Origin of the sequence: Psychrobacter sp. JCM 18903 (assembly GCF_000586475.1) — a bacterium.
Lineage (GTDB): Bacteria > Pseudomonadota > Gammaproteobacteria > Pseudomonadales > Moraxellaceae > Psychrobacter.
The window spans coordinates 118,739-139,426 of record NZ_BAWJ01000004.1 but is presented as its reverse complement, the minus strand read 5'-3'; the positions used below and the strand labels follow the sequence as shown (position 1 = coordinate 139,426).

General features: G+C 42.3%; 17 protein-coding genes and 5 pseudogenes. 4 read left to right on the top strand and 18 right to left on the bottom strand.

The features are described 5' to 3' along the window. The first annotated feature begins 492 nt into the window (after positions 1-492). Positions 493-1,050 carry a DUF4442 domain-containing protein gene (locus TT12_RS04265; protein ID WP_198330012.1) on the top strand — a complete coding sequence of 186 codons (558 nt, stop codon included), beginning with the start codon at positions 493-495 and terminating at the stop codon, positions 1,048-1,050. A gap of 275 nt (positions 1,051-1,325) precedes the next feature. Here the strand turns inward: TT12_RS04265 and rplS are convergent, their stop codons facing one another. From rplS to rpsP, 4 genes and pseudogenes are all read right to left on the bottom strand, one after another. Then, a complete protein-coding gene (gene rplS / locus TT12_RS04260) occupies positions 1,326-1,718 on the bottom strand; it encodes a 50S ribosomal protein L19 (RefSeq protein WP_045445905.1) in 393 nt (130 codons plus the stop codon). A gap of 182 nt (positions 1,719-1,900) precedes the next feature. Beyond that, a pseudogene (trmD, locus tag TT12_RS04255) lies at positions 1,901-2,670 on the bottom strand (tRNA (guanosine(37)-N1)-methyltransferase TrmD). Positions 2,671-2,757: 87 nt separating this feature from the next. After that, entirely contained in the window at positions 2,758-3,291 is a 534-nt protein-coding gene (rimM, locus tag TT12_RS04250) for a ribosome maturation factor RimM (RefSeq protein ID WP_045445903.1), read from the bottom strand. 185 nt (positions 3,292-3,476) lie between these two features. Further along, on the bottom strand, positions 3,477-3,746 hold the full coding sequence (gene rpsP, locus TT12_RS04245; protein ID WP_045452431.1) for a 30S ribosomal protein S16: 270 nt from the start codon (positions 3,744-3,746) through the stop codon (positions 3,477-3,479). A 493-nt stretch (positions 3,747-4,239) separates the two neighbouring features. On the opposite strand from rpsP, the pseudogene TT12_RS04240 reads away from it, so the two are divergent. Further along, positions 4,240-5,717, top strand: a pseudogene (locus TT12_RS04240) (ATP-binding protein). A gap of 76 nt (positions 5,718-5,793) precedes the next feature. Here the strand turns inward: TT12_RS04240 and TT12_RS04235 are convergent. From TT12_RS04235 to TT12_RS16555, 14 genes and pseudogenes are all read right to left on the bottom strand, one after another. After that, entirely contained in the window at positions 5,794-5,973 is a 180-nt protein-coding gene (locus TT12_RS04235) for a hypothetical protein (protein ID WP_045452429.1), read from the bottom strand. A 202-nt stretch (positions 5,974-6,175) separates the two neighbouring features. After that, positions 6,176-7,863: pseudogene (locus TT12_RS04230) on the bottom strand (ATP-binding protein). A 314-nt stretch (positions 7,864-8,177) separates the two neighbouring features. Then, positions 8,178-8,894 carry a response regulator gene (locus tag TT12_RS04225; RefSeq protein ID WP_045445894.1) on the bottom strand — a complete coding sequence of 239 codons (717 nt, stop codon included), beginning with the start codon at positions 8,892-8,894 and terminating at the stop codon, positions 8,178-8,180. A 668-nt stretch (positions 8,895-9,562) separates the two neighbouring features. Beyond that, on the bottom strand, positions 9,563-9,979 hold the full coding sequence (locus tag TT12_RS04220) for a F0F1 ATP synthase subunit epsilon (RefSeq protein ID WP_021812807.1): 417 nt from the start codon (positions 9,977-9,979) through the stop codon (positions 9,563-9,565). Positions 9,980-10,083: 104 nt separating this feature from the next. Beyond that, the gene (gene atpD, locus TT12_RS04215; protein WP_045452427.1) at positions 10,084-11,517 is read right to left on the bottom strand and encodes a F0F1 ATP synthase subunit beta; all 1,434 of its coding nucleotides are present in this window, start codon (positions 11,515-11,517) and stop codon (positions 10,084-10,086) included. 50 nt (positions 11,518-11,567) lie between these two features. Further along, entirely contained in the window at positions 11,568-12,449 is an 882-nt protein-coding gene (gene atpG, locus TT12_RS04210) for a F0F1 ATP synthase subunit gamma (RefSeq protein ID WP_045445883.1), read from the bottom strand. Between the two features lie 226 nt (positions 12,450-12,675). Next, positions 12,676-14,220, bottom strand: a complete 1,545-nt coding sequence (gene atpA, locus TT12_RS04205; protein ID WP_045452425.1) for a F0F1 ATP synthase subunit alpha — start codon at positions 14,218-14,220, stop codon at positions 12,676-12,678. 93 nt (positions 14,221-14,313) lie between these two features. Next, a pseudogene (locus TT12_RS04200) lies at positions 14,314-14,936 on the bottom strand (F0F1 ATP synthase subunit delta). Between the two features lie 13 nt (positions 14,937-14,949). Continuing rightward, positions 14,950-15,420, bottom strand: coding sequence for a F0F1 ATP synthase subunit B (locus tag TT12_RS04195; protein ID WP_045452424.1), 471 nt, complete (start codon positions 15,418-15,420; stop codon positions 14,950-14,952). Between the two features lie 117 nt (positions 15,421-15,537). Continuing rightward, on the bottom strand, positions 15,538-15,786 hold the full coding sequence (atpE, locus tag TT12_RS04190) for a F0F1 ATP synthase subunit C (RefSeq protein WP_010197960.1): 249 nt from the start codon (positions 15,784-15,786) through the stop codon (positions 15,538-15,540). Between the two features lie 29 nt (positions 15,787-15,815). Beyond that, positions 15,816-16,685: a F0F1 ATP synthase subunit A gene (atpB, locus tag TT12_RS04185; RefSeq protein WP_045452422.1), complete on the bottom strand. Its 870-nt coding sequence runs from the start codon at positions 16,683-16,685 to the stop codon at positions 15,816-15,818. Positions 16,686-17,369: 684 nt separating this feature from the next. Further along, positions 17,370-17,768, bottom strand: a complete 399-nt coding sequence (locus TT12_RS04180; protein ID WP_045452420.1) for an ATP synthase subunit I — start codon at positions 17,766-17,768, stop codon at positions 17,370-17,372. A 291-nt stretch (positions 17,769-18,059) separates the two neighbouring features. After that, on the bottom strand, positions 18,060-18,737 hold the full coding sequence (locus TT12_RS04175; RefSeq protein WP_243443359.1) for a metal ABC transporter solute-binding protein, Zn/Mn family: 678 nt from the start codon (positions 18,735-18,737) through the stop codon (positions 18,060-18,062). After that, a complete protein-coding gene (locus tag TT12_RS16555; RefSeq protein WP_243443358.1) occupies positions 18,712-18,948 on the bottom strand; it encodes a hypothetical protein in 237 nt (78 codons plus the stop codon). Before TT12_RS16555 ends, TT12_RS04175 begins: the two co-directional genes overlap by 26 nt. A gap of 196 nt (positions 18,949-19,144) precedes the next feature. On the opposite strand from TT12_RS16555, the gene TT12_RS04170 reads away from it, so the two are divergent. Both TT12_RS04170 and TT12_RS04165 read left to right on the top strand, forming a co-directional pair. Continuing rightward, positions 19,145-19,738 carry a Fur family transcriptional regulator gene (locus TT12_RS04170; protein WP_045452418.1) on the top strand — a complete coding sequence of 198 codons (594 nt, stop codon included), beginning with the start codon at positions 19,145-19,147 and terminating at the stop codon, positions 19,736-19,738. 140 nt (positions 19,739-19,878) lie between these two features. Further along, a pseudogene (locus TT12_RS04165) lies at positions 19,879-20,615 on the top strand (metal ABC transporter ATP-binding protein). Positions 20,616-20,688 lie beyond the last annotated feature (73 nt).

Below are 20,688 nucleotides of genomic sequence, written 5' to 3'. Positions count from 1 at the left end.
GCTTTATTTAACTGATAATTTGATAGTGAAATTTAATGTGACTAAAGCGTCCATTAAAAATTGCAAGCCATTGTATGACATAAGAACTCGAAATGCGAACTTAGAACCACTCAAAAAGTCCATACACTATTATAATATATAAATTAAAGTTTCCACTTAATACAAAATTGAACTTAATAGAAAACCATGAGGAAAAAACACACTTAATATAGGCTTTAAATTAGAATAAACGACCTTTTTCTTAATAATTATCTGTATCTAGATATTTGTTATCACATAACTAAATATTAAAGATAGCTATAATAAATAGTTTATTATAACTTTTAAGTAACTATAGAAAATCCATGTCAGTTACGCTTTAAGCCTAGCGGTTTTTATATTTTTTACTTATGATAAATGCCCTTTCGTGACTGCTCTTTGATAGAAGTACACTAAAAAATTTGACTCAAACGGTATCACTAAAAAATATAAAAGAAGCAATAGGACGAATTTATGAGTTTGCTACCTACCAATTTTGAGACGCTAAAACGCAGAGCCAAACAAAGTATCATGCCGTTATTGACACCCCACCTACTGAAGCTGCGTATCAACACTTATGCACCGTACGTAGGCGCTGGTATCAGAATCGATCACCTCAATCTCGATCAAGGTTTGTGTGTGGTAAGTATGGGGCTGAATACGCTGAACAAAAACATCGTGGGCACTCAGTTTGGCGGCAGCCTGTATTCGATGGTAGATCCATTCTATATGATAATGCTGATGCACCAACTGGGCAGCAGTTACGTGGTCTGGGACAAAAGCTCACATATTGAGTTTATTGCCCCTGGTAATAGCAAAGTCACTGCGCGCCTAAAAATTCCTAGCAATGAAATCACCACGATTCAGGAATTAGCAAAAGACGGCGAGCCAGTATTTCGGGAATACCAAGCAGATATCGTCGATGATCAACAAAAAATTATCGCTACCGTCACTAAGACACTCTATATACGCTTGCGTAAGTACAGCAAATCTAAAGACCAAAATAGCCGTATCGAAAATCTCGATGGTTAGAACTTTAAAGGCAATTTTTAAAACGTTTCTCTAGATTTGTGATTTAAAGCATATTAATTAAAGCGCATTAATTAAAACAACAGAAACAAAAACCCCAATCTGGCATACGCACAGATTGGGGTTTTGTCTTTTTTGGTACTACCCGCTTATTTATATGATAAACCTATGAATAAGGGCTTGTATCTGGCTTTTCGCTATTGCCGAATCGCATAATAGACGGTTCAGCAATAAAGCAATATTAAGCACAATGCTTAAAAGCAGATACTGGATATAATCTAAGCGTTAGCTTTTGGCTTAACAGCTTTAGGTGCACGCGGAGCAAGCTTCTCGCGGATACGTGCTGATTTACCAGAGCGCTCACGTAAGTAGTATAGTTTCGCACGGCGAACAGCGCCACGGCGTTTCACTTCGATGCTATCGATGATTGGTGAATGCAATTGGAATGCACGCTCAACGCCAACACCGCTTGAGATTTTACGTACGGTAAACGCTGAGTTTAAACCGCGGTTACGTTTAGCAATTACAACGCCTTCAAAAGCCTGTAAACGCTCACGCTCACCTTCACGTACTTTTACTTGAACCACAACGGTATCGCCGGGTGCAAAGCTTGGGCGCTCAATCAATTGAGCATTTTCGATGACCTGAACCAATGGATGCTTGTTGCTCATGAGAGTTATCTCCTCACATTAGATAATAGAGGCTTGACGCATATCACCTGTTTGTAATAATGGATCGTATCTTTTTAATGAGACACAACGTAAGTGGGTTATGACAAACGGCCATTATGCTATGACTCGTTTTGTTGTTGCTCAAAATTCTGTTGCTTAACTGTTTATCTTTTTAGCCGCTATCAACGCTGTTTTTTATCTGCTTTCGCCAATGCTTTTAGCCACTTTGCTTGCTCTACCGTTGGCGTAAACACTTGCCATAAGTCTGGACGACGCGCTTGCGTACGTTCGACTTGCTGACTAAAGCGCCACTTCGCGATATTGGCATGGTGACCTGAAAGTAACACTTCAGGCACTGCCATACCCGCAAACTCATGCGGCTTAGTATAATGTGGACAATCAAGCAAGCCATCGACGAACGAGTCTTGCTCAGCTGACTTATCATCACCCATAATATCAGGCAGACGACGTATCACACTATCCATCAGCACCATTGCTGGCAGCTCACCACCGGTAAGTACGTAATCACCAAGCGATATTTCCATGTCAACATATTGCGACAGTAGACGCTCATCAATACCTTCGTAACGACCACATAATATAATCATGCCGTCATACTCAGTCATATCGACCACACTACTCTCACTCAGCGTCTGTCCTTGTGGCGACATATAAATCACCGGACAGTGCGCTTTGTCGACACGGCAGCCATACTGACTTGCTCGCAGGCGCGCATCCTCAATCGCTTGGGATAATGGCTCAGCATCATCACCATGCCAGGACCGCCACCATACGGACGTTCATCAATACGGCGATAATTATCACTGGTAAAATCACGCGGATTAATGCATTCAATCGTCACTTGTTTCTGAGTGACTGCTCGACCCGTAATTCCAAACTCACGAATCGTGGCAAACATCTCAGGGAAAATACTAATAACGGCAAAATACATTAGGTATCTACTTGCGCAGTGGCTAATATTGGCTAAATAAATCGGTGTTATTACTGATAAAGCTTAACCGCAAAGTTAAAATAATTATCAATAATCACTCGGCCATGCCACCAGCACTGTTTTTTCAGTCAGACTGACCTGTACTACAGTTTGCTTGTGCCATGGAATCAGGCGCTCATCGGCATCTAAGCTGTCTGAATTTGCCGCAACCCGCATAATAGCGTGAGCGCCAGTCTCAAACATCTCAGTAATGTCGCCTAGATACTCATCCTGCTCATTTACAACGCGCAGGCTGACCAAATCCGACCAGTAATATTCATCTTCAGCGGGTTCTGGCAAGATGTCTTGCTCGACCCAAAGAGTTACCCCGTTCATAGTCTCAGCAACATTGCGATCAGGAATCTGCTCAAACTGAGCCACAATTCCTGTGCCTTGCTCACGCCAAGCCTTAACGGTTAAAGGTTTCATGCCGGTAGCGGTTTTCATCCACCAAGGTTTAATGTCAAATATCGCCGTACGATCATCTGTCTCACTAAATACCCAAAGCCAACCTTTGATGCCATAAGGCTTTTTGAGCTGACCAATTTTCATAAGGGCACTAGCGTTTGGAGCAGAGGACATAACGGCTAACCTAACAATGATGAACACAGCGAAGATAAATAAAAAGCAATTAAAAACGATAAACGCAGTTAAAAGCGATAAAAAGTTAATGGCGTACCTAGTTAGACCAGTTACGCTATGTTTTTTACTAAAGTCTATCGAGACTGCTTATAGACGAGCTATCAGCGTCTCAGTGACCACAAAACTTAAGCAGTTGCTTCAGTTTGCGCGACAGACTTGTTGAAAGCTTTTACCAATGAAGCAACGCGATCTGAAGGTTGTGCACCTTTTGCGATCCACGCATTGTACGCTTCCATATTTAGGCGTACTGCTTCTTCAGACTCTTTAGCGAGTGGGTTAAAAAAGCCGATGTTTTCAATGTAGCGACCGTCACGCGCGCGGCGTTGATCAGCAACAACTACTTGATAAAATGGGCGTTTCTTGGCACCGCCCCGTGCTAAACGAATAACAACCATGTGAATTCTCTCTTTCGCAGGTATACCAAAAAGGGCATAATTATATCACAGTCTTGATTTATTGAAAACATAAACTGCGCTTATTTAATTATTTATTAACAATAGCTTAAATGCCCGTCGATGTAAAATACAATTGATCATCACCACTAATTTTTAACTGAATATACTGCCTCTACATCATGTCCAAGTGGCTCGTTGCTGTATTATTCAGCGCTGTGTTATTCGGTGCTATATTACTCAGTACTATATTAGTCCAAATTTGAGTATTCAATTGTTGCCTACTGTTTTAAAGCTATCCGTGCCATTCATTGATTATGCTACTCTATGACATAGTCAGCGAGTGAATGATGCTATCGCCTAACGAATTGCTCAATTTCTCAAGAATCGCAACCATTATGCTATTCATAAATATCGCACGTTATTCTTGAACGACATAAAAAGCACCATTTTTACACTAAACTCAATAAAGCATCTTTTAATATGTTGGATCCATATGACCACACCAAAATCGCAACCACGTCGCAAAGGGCGGTTTACGCGCTCTTACTCCAACACTTGGCTGACAACCTTGATGGTCTCTTTCATTGTTCTGATCAGTGTCAGCTTGTCGATTCTGTTTTTTTGGCGCAGTCTATATTTACCCGAGCTTAAAAACCATGCGCGTTACTTGACGAGCGAGCTGCAGTTGATGAATAGTGTCAACAAAGACTGGAAAAATCGTCCTGAAGTACGCCAATGGATTTATCAACACTCGCATGTCGTGGTAGTGAATAACCCTAATGACTTTCCAGCAGTGTCTGATAAGGCATTTGTCGGCGTGTTCACTGATGTCTTACAACGCGAAATCGGTGCGCAATTGGGTCGACCTGTCGAGGTTTATTTTAAATTCAAACCGACACCGCAGCTTTGGGTGCAAGACAGCCGTGATGACAGCTTTTGGATTCGTGAACCCGTGGTTTATTACTCGCAATATAGTCCAGCACTGTTGGTGCTGTTTCTTATTGGATTGCCTATTTTATCGCTGCTGACCATTATTCTACTGGCGCGGCAATTAAATCGTCCGCTACGATATTTACAGCGTGCTGCGACCAACTATATTCGCCTCGGTCATGCCACTACGTTGCCAACACAAAAAGGGCCTACGGAGATACGTCAGGTCAACATGGCATTCAATCGTCTATTCACGACGTTAAATCAAGCACAAAAAGAGCGTACGATTATGCTCGCTGGTATCTCGCATGATCTGCGAACGCCCTTAACTCGTATGCGTTTGACTGCTGAGATGCTACCTGATGACTTTTTCCGAGAGGGATTGATTTATGATATTGAAGACATGGATGCCATTTTAGAGCAGTTTATCTCGTTTATGAAAGATGGCTCCGATGAGCCAGTCAGCCTAACCAATTTGGATACCATCTTTAATGAGATTATGGTGCAATTTGCACCAATGGAGTTCATCTATCAATCAGAGTGTCACAAAATGGTTCCTGTGCGCCCCATGTCTATCAAACGCCTTGTGATCAACCTGGTCAATAATGCCAAGCGTTATGGCAAACCGCCCATTTACCTGTCAGCGACTGTTGTGCCAACTTTTATAGAAACCATTGAAGAGGAAGATAGCGATGTCGTCAGTGAAAATGTCGTCAATAGAGAGGCGCAAGAACAATTGCTGATATGTGTGCGTGACTGTGGTGATGGTGTTGCAGAAGATCAGTTAGAACGTATTATGCAGCCTTTTGAACGCGGAGAGACAGCACGTACCACACAAGGCAGTGGTTTAGGTCTAGCGATTGTCGATCGTATTGCCAGATTGCATCATGGACGGTAGAAGCCATTAACCATCCCGACGGAGGTTTGCAAGTTTGTGTGCGTATTCCTCTGCTTTCCAAGGTTGCTGGAGATACAACCATGGCAAACGATACAGAAAAAATGCCTGTCTTTAATGATAAGATTTGGAACAAAGAAGACTGATAGCAGTTGAATTGTTCATCACTAAAACTAATAAATGCTCAAAACAATTCGCTGCGACTATTTAGTTGTATAACACCTAGTCTTTGTTTCCAATAATAGGTGGAATATATTTGGCGCTATTCGTAAACGCTAATGGCTGCGTAATACTTTCTTGTGCTGCCGTTAACGTTTGCGTCGTCGATGGCTGCTGCAAGAATAAATAGTAGCCCAACGTTATTGCATTTAGTACCACCAAACCACCAAATAAATATGGCATCCTTTGCCCTCCTCTGATTTAAAGCTATCTTTAAACCGTTAATAATAAAAATTAACCGACAATTCTATCTAAGGTGTGTATTCATTCTAAAGATGAGATTGAGAACACTGCTTAGAAATTGAGCAAGTTTATTTGTCACACACTGCTTAATTGATGCCGCTATTTTTATACTAAAAAATAACGACAATCCTGTGCAGTGGCATTATTTATCTTCAAAACCACGCTCGCTTTTTTCTTGCGTCAGTTCATCAGCAGCCAAAATTTGTGTCAGTGGCTTGATAGGCCACGTCATGACAAATCGTGCACCGCCAAGCTCTCGGCTCTCATCGACTTTCATACTACCATTAAACCAAAAGGCAATGCGCGATACAATAGACAAGCCTAAACCATAGCCGCCTGAGGCGCGTGTGCGACTGTCATCTAAACGTGAAAATGGAATAAAGACCTTTTCGCGATCTGCTTCTGGAATACCATGACCATCATCCTCAACACTAACAAAAGCATTGCCCTTTCTGACGCCAGCACTAATGATAATCGTGGTTTCTGCATAACGTAAGGCATTGCCCGCCAGATTTTGAATCACACGGTGTAAATAACGCCTATCTGCGACAGCGGTTACTTTAGCATTCGGCAGCTTGGTCACTATTTTGATAGGCTTACCCAAGGCATTGGTTTCACGCTCAATCTGCTCCAATAACTCTCTAAGATTGACTGGTTCTAAATCCAGCTTTGGTGAGCCTTCTTCGAGCTTGGCGTAAGTCAAAATCTCATCAATCAAGCCATTAAGCGCTTCGATATCTTCATCAATAAAATCACGCTGCATAAAACGTGAGTCTTCGTCATCCGTATCAGCCAACATATCAACGGCAAAACGAATACGAGCACCGGTGTACGCAGCTCATGTGATACCGCTCGCGTTAATTCTCGCTGCGACTCAATAAGGCGCTTGATATGCGAGGTCATGGCATTAAAAGTCGCGGCTAAACGGGCAATTTCATCCTGCCCAATGACTTGAACTTGACTTTCAAGATTACCTTTACTCACCTCATTGACGCCAACCTGAATCAACTGCAATTTACGCTCAAGTGGAAAAATCAACGCATACACGCCTAAGCTGATTAAAAACATGCTGATAAGAATCATACTAATAATCAGATTAAGTGGGAACCAATTGAATAATGGCACCGGACCAATCAATATCGCCATGTCATTGATTTCAGAAGGTACCACTACTCTAATAGCCGAATTACTTTTACTGCTATTGGTATCTTGTAAGGAAATAACCACTTCATCTCGGCGTAATCGTGCAAGCTGATCGGTATCCAAATCCAGTGTATTGACGGCTTTAAACTCTAAAGGAAAGGAAAACTTTTTTTCCAGTTCAGCCAAACGGGCACGCTTGTCAGATAACGTCACATAGTAAGACAAATCATCTAATAAAAACACAGCGATTGCCCGTACTTGCTGCTCAGTCACTTGCGATATTCTAGCGGTCAAAACGCTTTGATTGTCCGGTAGACGATAATACACATCGGCATAGACAGGTTGCTCGGTATAACGAACGACCGTATTGCCATTTTCAAAACGCCGCAGTTCACTGGCATTAAAGTCCACTTCATCAATAGGCAAAACTTTGAATTCTGAGCCAAATAAACTACTGGCATCAGACAACCAATATTCACGCTGCTCTTCACTTTCCTGATGAGCGATACCTTCACTCACCAGATGAAAAGCCCCTGTTGCCATGTTTTCACGGTAGGATTGGACGCGCTCTTTGTTGATGGTATCCATCAACAGTTGAGCAAACAATGCCACACACAAACAGACTATGAGTAGCCCAGCATAAATACGAACAAAGATACTGTGTTTTAAAGAAGAGACTAATGACATACGTGCCGTAACCAACTTAATGAATAAAAACTGCCGACATCATTCAGCAAACAAGCGCTGCGTGATAAATGATATCAAACACTGTTGAATAAAAAACCATTCTGGCTGCTGTATTTTAATTTATAACTGAGCATCACCTAAAATCCATTTACCTCATGTATATTTAGGCAGCACCCATAATAATTGCTTAATTAAACCACATAACGCTGTATTTAAGTTCAAAAATTAAAATTTAGCCACAAAAAAACCAGCCTAGTTGCTGGTTTCTTTGGTCACGCTAATGAGCAATGAGCCGTTGCCGGAGCAAAATTGACTTAGTTGCCTTCTTTAACGAATAAATACCCTTTACTACGAACGGTTTTGATACGTTTTGGATTTTCTGGATCATCACCGATTTTTGGACGAATGCGTGAGATACGAACGTCAATTGAGCGATCTTGACCGTCATATTCAATACCACGTAGACGCTCAAAGATATCTTCACGCGAAAGAATTCGACCCGCATTAGAAGCAAGCAACCATAATAAGTCATATTCAGCACTGGTGAAATCAACCAACTCATCACCTAAATTCACAGAACGACCGCCATTGTCAATGACCAGTTCACCAAATTCTAGGCGCTGTGGTACATCTTCTGATGGGGCATTTTCTGAGCGACGTAATAACGCACGAATACGTGCTAACAAGACACGTGGCTGAGCAGGTTTAGCGACATAATCATCAGCACCCATCTCAAGACCCAGTACCTGATCCATATCTTCAGTACGCGCAGTCAGCATCAAAATAGGATTCTGATAATGCGGGCGTACTTCACGACATACCGTCAGTCCATCGCTACCAGGAAGCATGACATCAAGTACGACCAAATCTGGTTGTTCACTGACGATGCGACGAATAGCACGATTACCATCGGTTTCGATAGCGACTTCTAAACCATTTTTGACCAAGTAATCTTGAGTCAACATGGCCAGACGCTCATCATCCTCAACAATCAAAATTCGGGGGGTGTTGTCTTCTTCATTCGTTGTCATTGTTATATCCTCTAATACATCTCATTTAAAAGCAGTAAAAGTAAGAGCGGTAAAATTAATAGCACCATTAAGTGGCACAATTGATGTTGGTATAGCTGTTACAAACTTGGTAGCACAGTATACTATTAAACATACAGCTTCCTATACTATAGCTTATAGTCGTTAACAAAACCTATAAACTACACCCATTAAAACTTTAGTTTACGTCCAAAAATTATGAGCTTTATACAAATAATAGCAAGTGAAATGTTTTTTTACGACCCTTTCCTCACCTGAATTTCTATAAGTAGCCAATCTTAATGCAGCGCACAGCGATAGGATACTTGATTGATACCGATACTTGTATTCCTGTTACGTCTAATATAGCGACATATCACCTTTGCTGCCAGTGACTTTTTCATCTATTATCCCAGTACTGCCTATTATCCTTCGATACATAATTAGTAGATACATGTTTAGTAAATGCATAGTTCATGTATGCATAGTTAGTTAACACTCATATTTAAAAAACTGGCTGTCGAGATCGAAATTGCATCATAAATCGTGTATTTATCCTCGATCAACAAGTATAGAATATTAAATAATAAACATAAAAAAACAGCCCATGATGGACTGTTTTTTATCTGTGGTAAGAGTCAAAAAGAAACTCTAAAATTTTCCACAAAAAATTAAGCGCGGTTTTTGTACTTACGGATAGTCTGTAGCTGTGCCACAGACTCTGCTAATGATGCTAAAGCTGCATTAGTTTGTACAGTATCCGATTGATTAACCAGCATCTGCTCAGCCTTTTTACGTGCTTCGACAATTTTGCTTTCATCAAGGTTATGTGCACGCATCGCTGTATCAGCCAATACGGTAACCATCTTCGGCTGTACTTCTAAAACACCGCCTGATACATAAATCACTTCTTCTTCACCGTTTGGTGTTTGCACTCGCATCGCACCCGGTTTTAACAAAGTAATAAGCGGTGTGTGACCTGGCAATACACCAATCTCGCCTTCGGTACCAGTAGCTATTAACATGCTAATTTCGCCTGAATACAACTCTTCACGAGCACTTACGACGCGACATTGTAACGTTGCCATACTTAACTCCTTACGATCAAAACACAATCAAAACTGCGAGGCGTTACTAACTGGCAAATAGACTTTTTATGGTCTATCTGCCCTTTAGCAAATGCTAACACAACTTACGCTGCAGTAGATTTCATTTTTTCTGCTTTAGCAACAACTTCGTCGATGCCACCAGCCATATAGAACGCTTGCTCTGGTAGGTCATCGTATTCACCCGCGATGATTGCTTTAAAGCTAGCAATGGTATCGCGTAGTGGTACATATTTACCAGGTGCGCCAGTAAAGACTTCCGCTACGTGGAATGGCTGTGATAAGAAGCGCTGAATCTTACGCGAACGATAAACGACTAGTTTATCTTCTTCTGACAACTCATCCATACCCAAGATAGCAATGATGTCTTTTAGTTCACGATAGCGCTGCAAAATCTCTTGCACGCCACGAGCAACGTTATAATGCTCTTCGCCAATGACTAATGGATCTAGCTGACGCGAGGTTGAATCTAGCGGATCAACCGCAGGATAGATACCTTGTGAAGCAATATCACGACTCAATACAACCGTTGCATCCAAATGCGCAAACGTCGTTGCTGGTGATGGATCCGTCAAATCATCCGCAGGAACATATACTGCTTGAACTGAGGTGATAGAGCCAGACTGAGTTGAGGTGATACGCTCTTGTAGCATACCCATCTCTTCAGCTAGTGTTGGCTGATAACCAACCGCAGATGGCATACGACCAAGTAGTGCTGATACTTCAGTACCGGCTAGTGTATAACGGTAGATGTTATCAACAAACAGCAATACGTCACGACCTTTGCCAGTGGCAGGATCTTTCGTATCACGGAAGTATTCAGCCATAGTCAAACCAGACAACGCAACACGCAAGCGGTTACCCGGTGGCTCATTCATCTGGCCGTATACCATCGCAACTTTAGATTTGCTAAAGTCTTCAGTGTTTACAACGCCAGCTTCTTGCATTTCGTGATAGAAATCGTTACCTTCACGAGTACGCTCACCGACACCAGCAAATACTGACAAACCTTCATGTTTTAGAGCGATGTTATTGATCAGCTCCATCATGTTAACGGTTTTACCAACACCAGCACCACCAAACAGACCAACTTTACCACCTTTCGCAAACGGGCAAAGTAGATCGATAACTTTAATACCAGTTTCTAGCAGCTCAGTGCTGTTTGACTGATCCGCGTAGCTTGGCGCTTCACGGTGGATAGACCATTTTTCATCAGCCTCTACAGGACCTTCTTCATCGATAGGACGACCAAGAACATCCATGATACGGCCAAGCGTACCAATACCAACAGGCACAGCAATAGGTGCACCAGTGTTAGTGACTGTTAAGTTACGCTTTAGGCCTTCAGTTGAACCCATTGCGATAGTACGGACGATGCCATCACCTAGTTGTTGCTGTACTTCTAGGGTGGTTTCGGTACCATCTACTTGCAAGGCATCATAAATCTGAGGAACTTCACTACGGTTGAACTCAACGTCAAGAACCGCGCCAATAATCTGTACAATACGACCGCTACTCATTGCGTTCTCCTTGAACTTCTGTATATAGTGGGTTTCATAAGGGGTTTCAATTATGAAACAGCAGCAGCACCGCCAACGATTTCCGAGATTTCTCGGGTAATCGCCGCTTGACGCAGCTTGTTATAAACCAACTGTAAATCGTTAATTAGGTCACCAGCATTATCTGTCGCCGCTTTCATCGCAACCATACGTGAGGACTGCTCAGAGGCAATGTTTTCCATTACCGCTTGATACACAATCGACTCAATATAGCGGCCAAGCAACTCATCAATCAATGTTTTGATATCAGGCTCGTAGATATAATCCCAGCTCAGTTCTGTTTGAATGCCGCTCTCTTCTTCACCAAACGCACTGTCTGGTAAAGGTACCAACTGATTGACAGTCGGCTTTTGGGTCATTGCATTAACAAACTTATTATAAACCACATAGATGCGGTCTATTTTACCGTTAGTATAATCGTCAAGCATGGCTTGAACTGGTGCGTTTATCTGCTCAAACGTTGGCTTATCACCATAATCGGTTACTGCCGAGGTCACTTTACCACCAAAGTTTTTGAAAAAACTCACACCTTTAGCGCCAATGACTGCAAACTCAGTTTGTACAGATTGATCTTGATACTGCTGGATACTCTTAGATAAAGCTTTGAATAAGTTAATATTCAAACCACCCGCCAGACCGCGATCAGAGGTAATGACAATATAGCCAACCTTATTGACTGGGCGCGAGACCATATACGGATGTTTATAGTCTGATGAGGCATGCACCAAATGTGAAATAACCCGGCGCATACTATCAGCATACGGGCGACCCACTTCCATGCGCTCTTGGGCACGGCGCATTTTACTTGCCGCAACCATTTGCATAGCACGAGTAATTTTTTGGGTGCTTTTAATACTGGTGACTTTGGCACGTATCTCTTTTAAGCTTGCCATAATGATTCCAATATAAGAGGGTTAAAAAGCATTGGCGCATGCGACAATTATTTAGTATATAACATCAATCTAACAGATTAATGTTATATATTTTGTGCATGACGCGATCTAATACCGTCAATGGTTAGAACAGTGGCGCTACTGTCTTAATAAAAAAATACAAGACAATGCGCCACTTTATTAGCCATCAAAGACAGCCATAACCAATTCGGCTTAACCCGTTAAATTAATAACTGTGATTTTGTTTAAAGGTCTCTAAAGATGACTTCAAACGACCTGCGATATCATCATTATAATTCGCAGTATCATCAATCTCACGCATCAATTCAGTTTGCTCATCATGCATATAGCGTAAGTAAGCTTCTTCAAAAGAACCGATTTTTTCGACAGGAACGTCCGCTAAAAAGCCTTCATTCGATGCATAGATAACTGCAGCTTGCTCAGAGATTGACATTGGCTGATACTGCTTCTGCTTCATCAATTCAGTCACACGCTCACCATGATCAAGCTGTTCGCGAGTCGCGTCATCAAGATCTGAGGCAAACTGAGCAAAGGCGGCCAATTCACGATACTGAGCTAGTGCAGTACGGATACCACCAGATAGCTTCTTGATGATCTTAGTCTGAGCTGCCCCGCCCACACGAGATACCGAGATACCAGCGTTAACTGCTGGACGGATACCTGAGTTGAATAGGCTTGATTCTAAGAAAATCTGACCATCGGTGATTGAAATCACGTTAGTCGGTACGAATGCAGATACGTCACCAGCTTGGGTTTCAATAATTGGCAGTGCGGTTAAAGAACCGGTTTTACCAACTACTTCACCATTAGTGAACTTTTCTACGTACGCCGCGTTTACGCGTGATGCACGCTCAAGTAAACGTGAATGTAAATAGAATACATCACCAGGATACGCTTCACGACCTGGCGGACGACGTAGCAATAGTGAAATTTGACGATAAGCAACGGCTTGTTTTGATAAGTCATCAAATACAATCAGTGCATCTTCACCGCGGTCACGGAAGTATTCGCCCATCGTACAACCTGAATACGGTGCGATATACTGTAGTGCGGCAGGCTCTGATGCTGATGCAACCACAACCGTGGTATATGCTAATGCACCAGTTTGCTCAAGCTTGCGTACGACGTTTGCAATGGTAGAACGTTTCTGACCGATTGCGACGTATACACACTTGATACCAGATGATTTCTGCGCGATGATCGCATCGATAGCCATCGCGGTTTTACCCGTCTGACGGTCACCAATGATAAGCTCACGCTGACCACGACCAATTGGAATCATAGTATCAACGGCTTTATAACCCGTCATTACTGGTTGATCTACTGATTGACGATCAATAACGCCTGGGGCGATTTTTTCGACTTTATCAGTCATTTTGGCATCGATAGGACCTTTGCCATCAATAGGATTTCCCAAGGCGTCAACAACACGGCCTAGCAGCTCAGGACCTACTGGTACTTCAAGAATACGACCAGTACAATAGGCTTTTTGACCTTCTTGCAGCTTTAGGTAATCACCAAGTACTACCGCGCCGACAGAATCACGCTCTAAGTTAAGCGCCATTCCATAGATTTCGCCTTCAAACTCAATCATTTCGCCGTACATGGCATCTTCAAGACCATGAATCTGCACGATACCGTCAGATACTTTGACAATCGTGCCTTCATTCTTTGCAGTTGCACCCGCATCAAGGTCTTGAATACGCTGCTTAATCAGGTTACTGATTTCCGCTGGATTCAATTGTTGCATTGCCTTGTTTCCTTTAATTTATGATAACCCGCCCACTGACTTAAATGCTCTTACTTTCACGCAAATCATAGATGACTGCGCTGGTAAATGGCATTAGGCAGTTAGCTGTGTTTTTAACTGTTGTAACTTGCCGCGCATCGAATCATCAATGATTTTGTCACCGACTTTGATGGTAGCGCCTGCAATAGACTTGGATCGACCGACTCATGAATCACCACACTAGCATTTAACGATGCAGCAAGGCGCGTTTGAAGCATTTCACGCTGAGCGTCAGTCAATGGATAGGCAGAGGTCACGTAAGCATCAAGCTGCTTTAAGCTTATTGCCTTGTGGCGGCGATAATGCTCATAAACTTCAGGAAGCAGCGCCAGACGCTCTTGCTGCGCCAACTGCTTAATAAAATTATTGAGCGCTGGTGACACTTTAGGATAGCTAATACTATTACCATAACGAGAGCCTTTGCTCTCGCCTAGTAGCTGTTTAAAAGCAGAGTCGCTATCACCAGCCACTTGTGAGTCATAAAGATCAACCAAAGCAGCTGACTTATGCTCAGCCGTAACGGCTGGATTTTCTAGCCATGTACGGAACGCTTTGTCATTGACAATTGCACTGGCGACAAACAAGAAATTTTCCCACTCGTTTACGGCCCCGTTTTCGTTGGCATAGTCAAACGCGGCTTTAGCGTAGGGTCGTGCTAAGGTTGATAAGTCAGCCATTATATCCTCACAGTTACAGCTTTGCCGCCAGTTGGTCTAACATACTGGCATGTTTTTGCACATCGACTTTGTCTTGCAAAATCTTTTCTGCACCAAGTACAGCCAGTTCAGCAACTTGGGCACGTAATGATTCACGCGCTTGATTGATTTCTTGGTCGATAGACGCTTGCGCTTGTTGACGAATGCGCTCGCCTTCCACTTGGGCCTGCATTTTTGCATCTTCGACAAGCTGGTTGGCACTCTTGTTCGCTTGCTCGATTAAAGCAGCAGCTTTGGTCTTTGCAAGATCAAGCTCCTGCTGGACGTCTTGCTCAGCGGTCGCCAGATCTGCTTTTGCTTTTTCTGCGGCATTCAGGCCTTCAGCAATTTTACGCTGACGCTCATTGATGGCACCAATAAGTGGTGGCCACACGAATTTCATGCAGAACATCACAAAGATTGCAAAAGCAATGGCTTGACCGATGAGGGTAGAATTGATATTCACGTGATCACCTCTTTGTTAATGAAAAATCAGTTTCATTGATCATATTTGATAGCCAAACTTTGGCTATGGTTAAGATACAAACTTTGACTACCAAACATTTACAACTGAGCTTTCTGATTAACCTGCTAGAGGGTTAGCGAACAACAATAGCATAGCAATACCAACACCGATCATCGGAATAGCATCAAGAAGACCTGCTACGATGAACATACGAGTTTGCAGCTGTGAACCAAGTTCTGGCTGACGCGCAACGCCTTCTAGGAATTTACCACCTAGAATAGCAAAACCAATACCTGTACCTAGTGCACCTAAACCGATAAGTAGTGCTACTGCGATAACTGTGTAACCACCTAATACTGGATCCATGGATGTATCCTCATTTACCTATTGAATGTCTAATTAATGTTCAGTTGATGATGCAAGTGACATATAACTATCGTCAGCATCATAAATACGAACGCTTGAAGTGTAATAATTAAGATGTGGAAAATAGCCCACGGTACTGATAACGCCCATTGAATCCAAAACGGCATTAGAGCAATCAGTATGAAAATCAACTCACCAGCATACATGTTACCGAATAGACGCAGACCTAAAGAGATAGGTTTCGCTATCAAAGTAACAAACTCTAAGATAAAGTTGATGGGTATTAAAATAATTTGTACGATAGGGTTTTTGGCACTAAACGGATGCAGTGTTAGCTCGCCAACAAAGCCGCCCAAACCTTTTTCTTTGATACTATAGAACAGAATCAGTATAAAGACAGAAAAAGACATGCCAAGCGTAATATTAGGATCCGTCGTTGGAACGATCTTAAAGAACACATGATGTGGATCATGTCCCATCATTGCGCCGATTTGGCCAGCAATCATAGGAATAAAATCGACGGGTAGTAAATCCATCAAGTTCATTAAGAATATCCATACAAAGATAGTCAACGCCAAAGGCGCAATCAGCTTTGAGGTACCACTATACGAATCACGAACGTTGTTATCAACGAACTCAACGATCATCTCAACCGCAGCCTGAGTTTTACCCGGCACGCCTGAAGTGACTTTTCTAGCGACCATCCAGAAGATGGCGCAGAAAACAATGCCTAGACCAATTGACCAAAGCATAGAATCAAGGTGGATGGCTTTAAAGCCCATTGCACTAGCTTCTTCAGCAGTATAGGCAACTTTCCAGCCTTCGCCCGGCAGATAGCCGTACGTCCAGTTCGTTAAGTGGTGAGAGATATAGTCTGTTGTTGTTTGCTCGCCTGCCATAATGTCAGCTTCTTATTAATCAACGATTTAATCAACTACCAAAAATATGGTTGTCATCTGATGAGGTTTTAACGATCCTATTTGACCTGCTAGCAAGCCGATGAACCATGCTAAAGCGCTCATGTAATCAATAACATCCAACCCATAGTTCTATTACTAGTGCGCAATTTGATAACTTAAGATAAATTTTAGCTATCAAAAAAGGGCTTATGATGATTCAGTAATAGCCCTTGTATATGTACGCGAAATTATTATATCTGTGTTTACTTACTGACGCGTTTCCACGATCGACGCTTAATACAGCGTTCATAAGCAAAATATTTAGCTGCCTATATTAATGCAGCGTTGTATTCGTGTAAAGTCAATTATGACTTTTTTATGCACTGTATGAATAAGTTAGCTACTATTAACGTTTACTAACATAGCTTTGCGTGATTAATTAAATTGTAAGAATTTAATTAGAGGCAATACTGATAGCTAATAATTGGCTATCGACTCCATTATCACACGCTATACTCATTTAAACGCTCATATCACAGTCTTTATGATCATTGGCGCTGTCTTTAGACAGTTTTGTATGTTTTGACTTTCTTATGAAATCAGTCATAGAGAAGCTGGACGGCAGGGTGACTTGCCTAGCACTATTAAGCACTCAACTATTGATATAGTCATCGTCTATTAATGCTAGCGTATATGCCACAACATCCAACTGTGACTAATTTGCATTACCATAAAACCGATAAACAGCGCAGGCGCAGATAGGGGTTGTACGGTAATAAAAATTAGTGCGAAACCAAACACAGTCAATAGCCATTTGGCCATTTGACCTCGATATAGCTGGCTAACAATATGTTGGCGCGCGCGATATCCAGTGTACCAAAAGATAAAAAAAGCAAATACAGCTTGGGTAGCAAAGCTGAGTAGCGCACCAATAGCGGCGCTTTTTGCGACAGTAAGCTCACTATGTAGCCAACTGGTATCTAAAGCCCAAGCAATAATAATAAGGATAAATAATATCCACGCTTGGCGTTTGATATAGATGCCAATTTTATCTTTTTGTGTGCGTTTGGCAGGCTTGGTCATCGGTAATGTAATCCTATAGCCTTACAGCATTGGGATAAGGTGGCAATATAACATCGTCGCGACACTTTTATCCGTGAACGGCTCACTCTACAGGTGTTACCTTTTAACCAAAATAAAACGCCACTTATTATAAGGGGCATACCACCGTTAAGCAAGAAAAATATACCTTTTATCAGTGACCTAGCTGAATCACTCATAGACGTCATAGTTACTGACCAATGGATAACACCCAAAGTATTACTACATAATGGCTTCTCAAGCGTTGCAAGCCACTATGGTTAATCAGTTATCCTACGATATACATTGATAGATTTGCTGTGCCATCGTCTGCCAACCACTCACAAAGTCTTTACTATTGCTCATATCTTCAGGTTGCACAGTGGTTTTTACGGACTGTAACTTAGCGAGTAGACCTTTGGCTGGTTGACTTGGGCTAACCAGACACATTTGCTTGGCTGGACGCTTCTCATTTAGCCAGCGTATTTGGCTTGCTCGTGGTGCTAGATGGTGATCAGTGCTTAAACTGCCAACAAGCTTTAGGTTTGTACTGGATTCAATGTATTGATAAGCATCATGATAGGCCCAATAAGGCTGGGTTTGCTGCTTGCCTTTAGCTTGTTTTACGAAAGATGCCACTCCCCTATCCATTCGCTGAGCAAATTTTTGTGCATTGGCGTGATAAAGTGCTTTATATTGCGGATTAGCATGGCTATGAATCACGGCAAGGGCACGAGTCATGGCTTTGGCATTTTCAGGATCTAACCATATATGTGGATCCAAGGTGCCAGCAATAGGCTTGCCTTGGACGTCACGTAGCGGATGACGATTAAAGGCATCAAATTCAAATAAGGCAATCGCATTGGGGGCGGTATTAAGGCTTGCCGCCAAGTTATTTTCTAATGGCTCACCAAACCACACGACAAATTTACTGTCCTGAATGGCTTTAATATCGCCTGGCTGATACTGCATGATGACCTACCTCCCCTGCCTGCAATAACTGCTTGGCGGGCGGTGAACCTTCAGTCACTGCTTGACTCAATAAAAACAATGGATAATTACTCACGCTGACTGTTGCCGCTTGTGCACTCACAGTAAAGACGCCTGATGCAACTATGCCCGTAATGAACCATCGCTGTAGTATAATGGTTGAGCTTAAAAAATATTTGAGAACTGAGTTCATAATAGATTCTTTAATGTATGAAAGATAAAATATAAGTGGAAACATTTAGACGTTATCGCCGTTGTATCTGAGTGATCATTAAGGTATCAATAAATAAGCCAAGATCACTTATCTGCTCTTATTTTTAGTATGTTATACTATAACATTATAAATTACTATAATAACAGTGCCATTTTATTTCGTAGGAGCTTGCACCATGTCCACCAGTTTATCAGTCTGCGAACATTTACATGATGTGCAGGACTTTACACCGCATGACGTGATCGAGCGCCTAATGGCAGCAAAAGAACAATGTCGCCTGAACGGTTCACGCTTTACCCCATTGCGCCAGCAAATATATCAATTGGTATTGGCAGCCAATAAGCCTATCGGTGCATATGATTTGATCACGCAATTGCAGCAAATGCGCTTATCAGAGCCTAATAACAATGATGACAGCAGCGAAGCGTTTAACTCGCAACAGCACCCAATGAAAGCGGCATCTAAAGAAATTAGCTCTAAAAAACAAGCGCCAAAAAATGTCGCGCCACCCACTGTTTATCGTAGTCTTGAGTTTTTATTGAGTGAAGGCTTGATACATCAATTGACCTCTATCAATGCTTATGTGCCCTGCTGTCACCCACGCGCCCAGCATACCGCAGCATTTTTAATCTGTGGTCAATGTCAGCGTGTACAAGAATGTAGCAGTGTGCCCGTACAGGAAATGATGAGTTTTGCTGAGCAAGACGTTGGCTTTATCGTGGAACGCAGTGTGATTGAGCTGAGTGGTCGTTGCCAAGCGTGCCAGTAACACACCCTAACCACTGAAGCCTAAGTCATTGTCCTCCGTTTTTTATTTGTATTACTCATTCACTTATTGGTTGCCATACTATGAGCCTGTCTACCTCACCGTCTAATCAACCGAACTTTTCCACTGTTGATGGTAATACCATTAACACTGCGAGTAAACTGCTGAGCCTAAGCGATGTCAGCTACGACATTGGGCATCAACGCTTACTCTCACATATTGATATTGACATTGCGGTTAATGAAACAGTCAGTCTTATTGGACCCAATGGCGCTGGTAAGTCAACGTTGGTTAAACTTATTTTGGGATTGATTGAGCCAACCAAAGGGCATATTAACTCTCATCAAAAGTTACAGCTTGGCTATGTGCCGCAGCGCTTTGCTGTACCGCCGATATTGCCATTACGAGTCTGCGATTTATTGGCACAAGCGGATAAAAGGCGCTTAACGTCTGAGCAGCGTCAATTTATTTTTGATAACTTGTCATTGACGCACTTACTATCGCGACAAATGCTGCACCTGTCGGGTGGTGAGACACAAAGGGTCTTGCTCGCGCGCGCATTGTTAGACAAACCCAACTTATTGATTTTAGATGAGCCGATGCAAGGACTGGACCCTGATACTGAGGTTTGGCTCTATCAGTTTATTGATGAGCTGCCGGAGTTTTTGCGTTGTGCCATGCTGGTGGTATCGCATGATCTGCATTGGGTCATGAAAGGCAGTCGACGCGTGATTTGTCTTAACAAGCATATTTGCTGTGAGGGACAACCAAGCGAGCTTGCCGTTAGTAGTGAGTTTCAAAAGCTATTTGGGCATCATTATGAGCAGCCTTATGTGCATCAACACATGCCTGTGAGCATCACGCCCCAAGCGAACTATAATCATTAAGGCGCGTTGAACATTCACAAATATAAAATATATCGAAGCTTAATACATCAAACACATATCGAGCGT

Coding starts and splice junctions, on each gene's coding strand:
- rpsP (WP_045452431.1), bottom strand. CDS start 3,746: ATGGTTGTTATTCGTTTAGCACGGGGCGGTGCCAAGAAACGCCCATTT.
- TT12_RS04220 (WP_021812807.1), bottom strand. CDS start 9,979: ATGGCAACGTTACAATGTCGCGTCGTAAGTGCTCGTGAAGAGTTGTAT.
- TT12_RS16555 (WP_243443358.1), bottom strand. CDS start 18,948: ATGAACTCAGTTCTCAAATATTTTTTAAGCTCAACCATTATACTACAG.
- atpE (WP_010197960.1), bottom strand. CDS start 15,786: ATGGATCCAGTATTAGGTGGTTACACAGTTATCGCAGTAGCACTACTT.
- TT12_RS04265 (WP_198330012.1), top strand. CDS start 493: ATGAGTTTGCTACCTACCAATTTTGAGACGCTAAAACGCAGAGCCAAA.
- atpD (WP_045452427.1), bottom strand. CDS start 11,517: ATGAGTAGCGGTCGTATTGTACAGATTATTGGCGCGGTTCTTGACGTT.
- atpG (WP_045445883.1), bottom strand. CDS start 12,449: ATGGCAAGCTTAAAAGAGATACGTGCCAAAGTCACCAGTATTAAAAGC.
- TT12_RS04175 (WP_243443359.1), bottom strand. CDS start 18,737: ATGCAGTATCAGCCAGGCGATATTAAAGCCATTCAGGACAGTAAATTT.
- rimM (WP_045445903.1), bottom strand. CDS start 3,291: ATGTCCTCTGCTCCAAACGCTAGTGCCCTTATGAAAATTGGTCAGCTC.
- atpB (WP_045452422.1), bottom strand. CDS start 16,685: ATGGCAGGCGAGCAAACAACAACAGACTATATCTCTCACCACTTAACG.
- TT12_RS04170 (WP_045452418.1), top strand. CDS start 19,145: ATGTCCACCAGTTTATCAGTCTGCGAACATTTACATGATGTGCAGGAC.
- atpA (WP_045452425.1), bottom strand. CDS start 14,220: ATGCAACAATTGAATCCAGCGGAAATCAGTAACCTGATTAAGCAGCGT.
- rplS (WP_045445905.1), bottom strand. CDS start 1,718: ATGAGCAACAAGCATCCATTGGTTCAGGTCATCGAAAATGCTCAATTG.
- TT12_RS04235 (WP_045452429.1), bottom strand. CDS start 5,973: ATGCCATATTTATTTGGTGGTTTGGTGGTACTAAATGCAATAACGTTG.
- TT12_RS04225 (WP_045445894.1), bottom strand. CDS start 8,894: ATGACAACGAATGAAGAAGACAACACCCCCCGAATTTTGATTGTTGAG.
- TT12_RS04180 (WP_045452420.1), bottom strand. CDS start 17,768: ATGACCAAGCCTGCCAAACGCACACAAAAAGATAAAATTGGCATCTAT.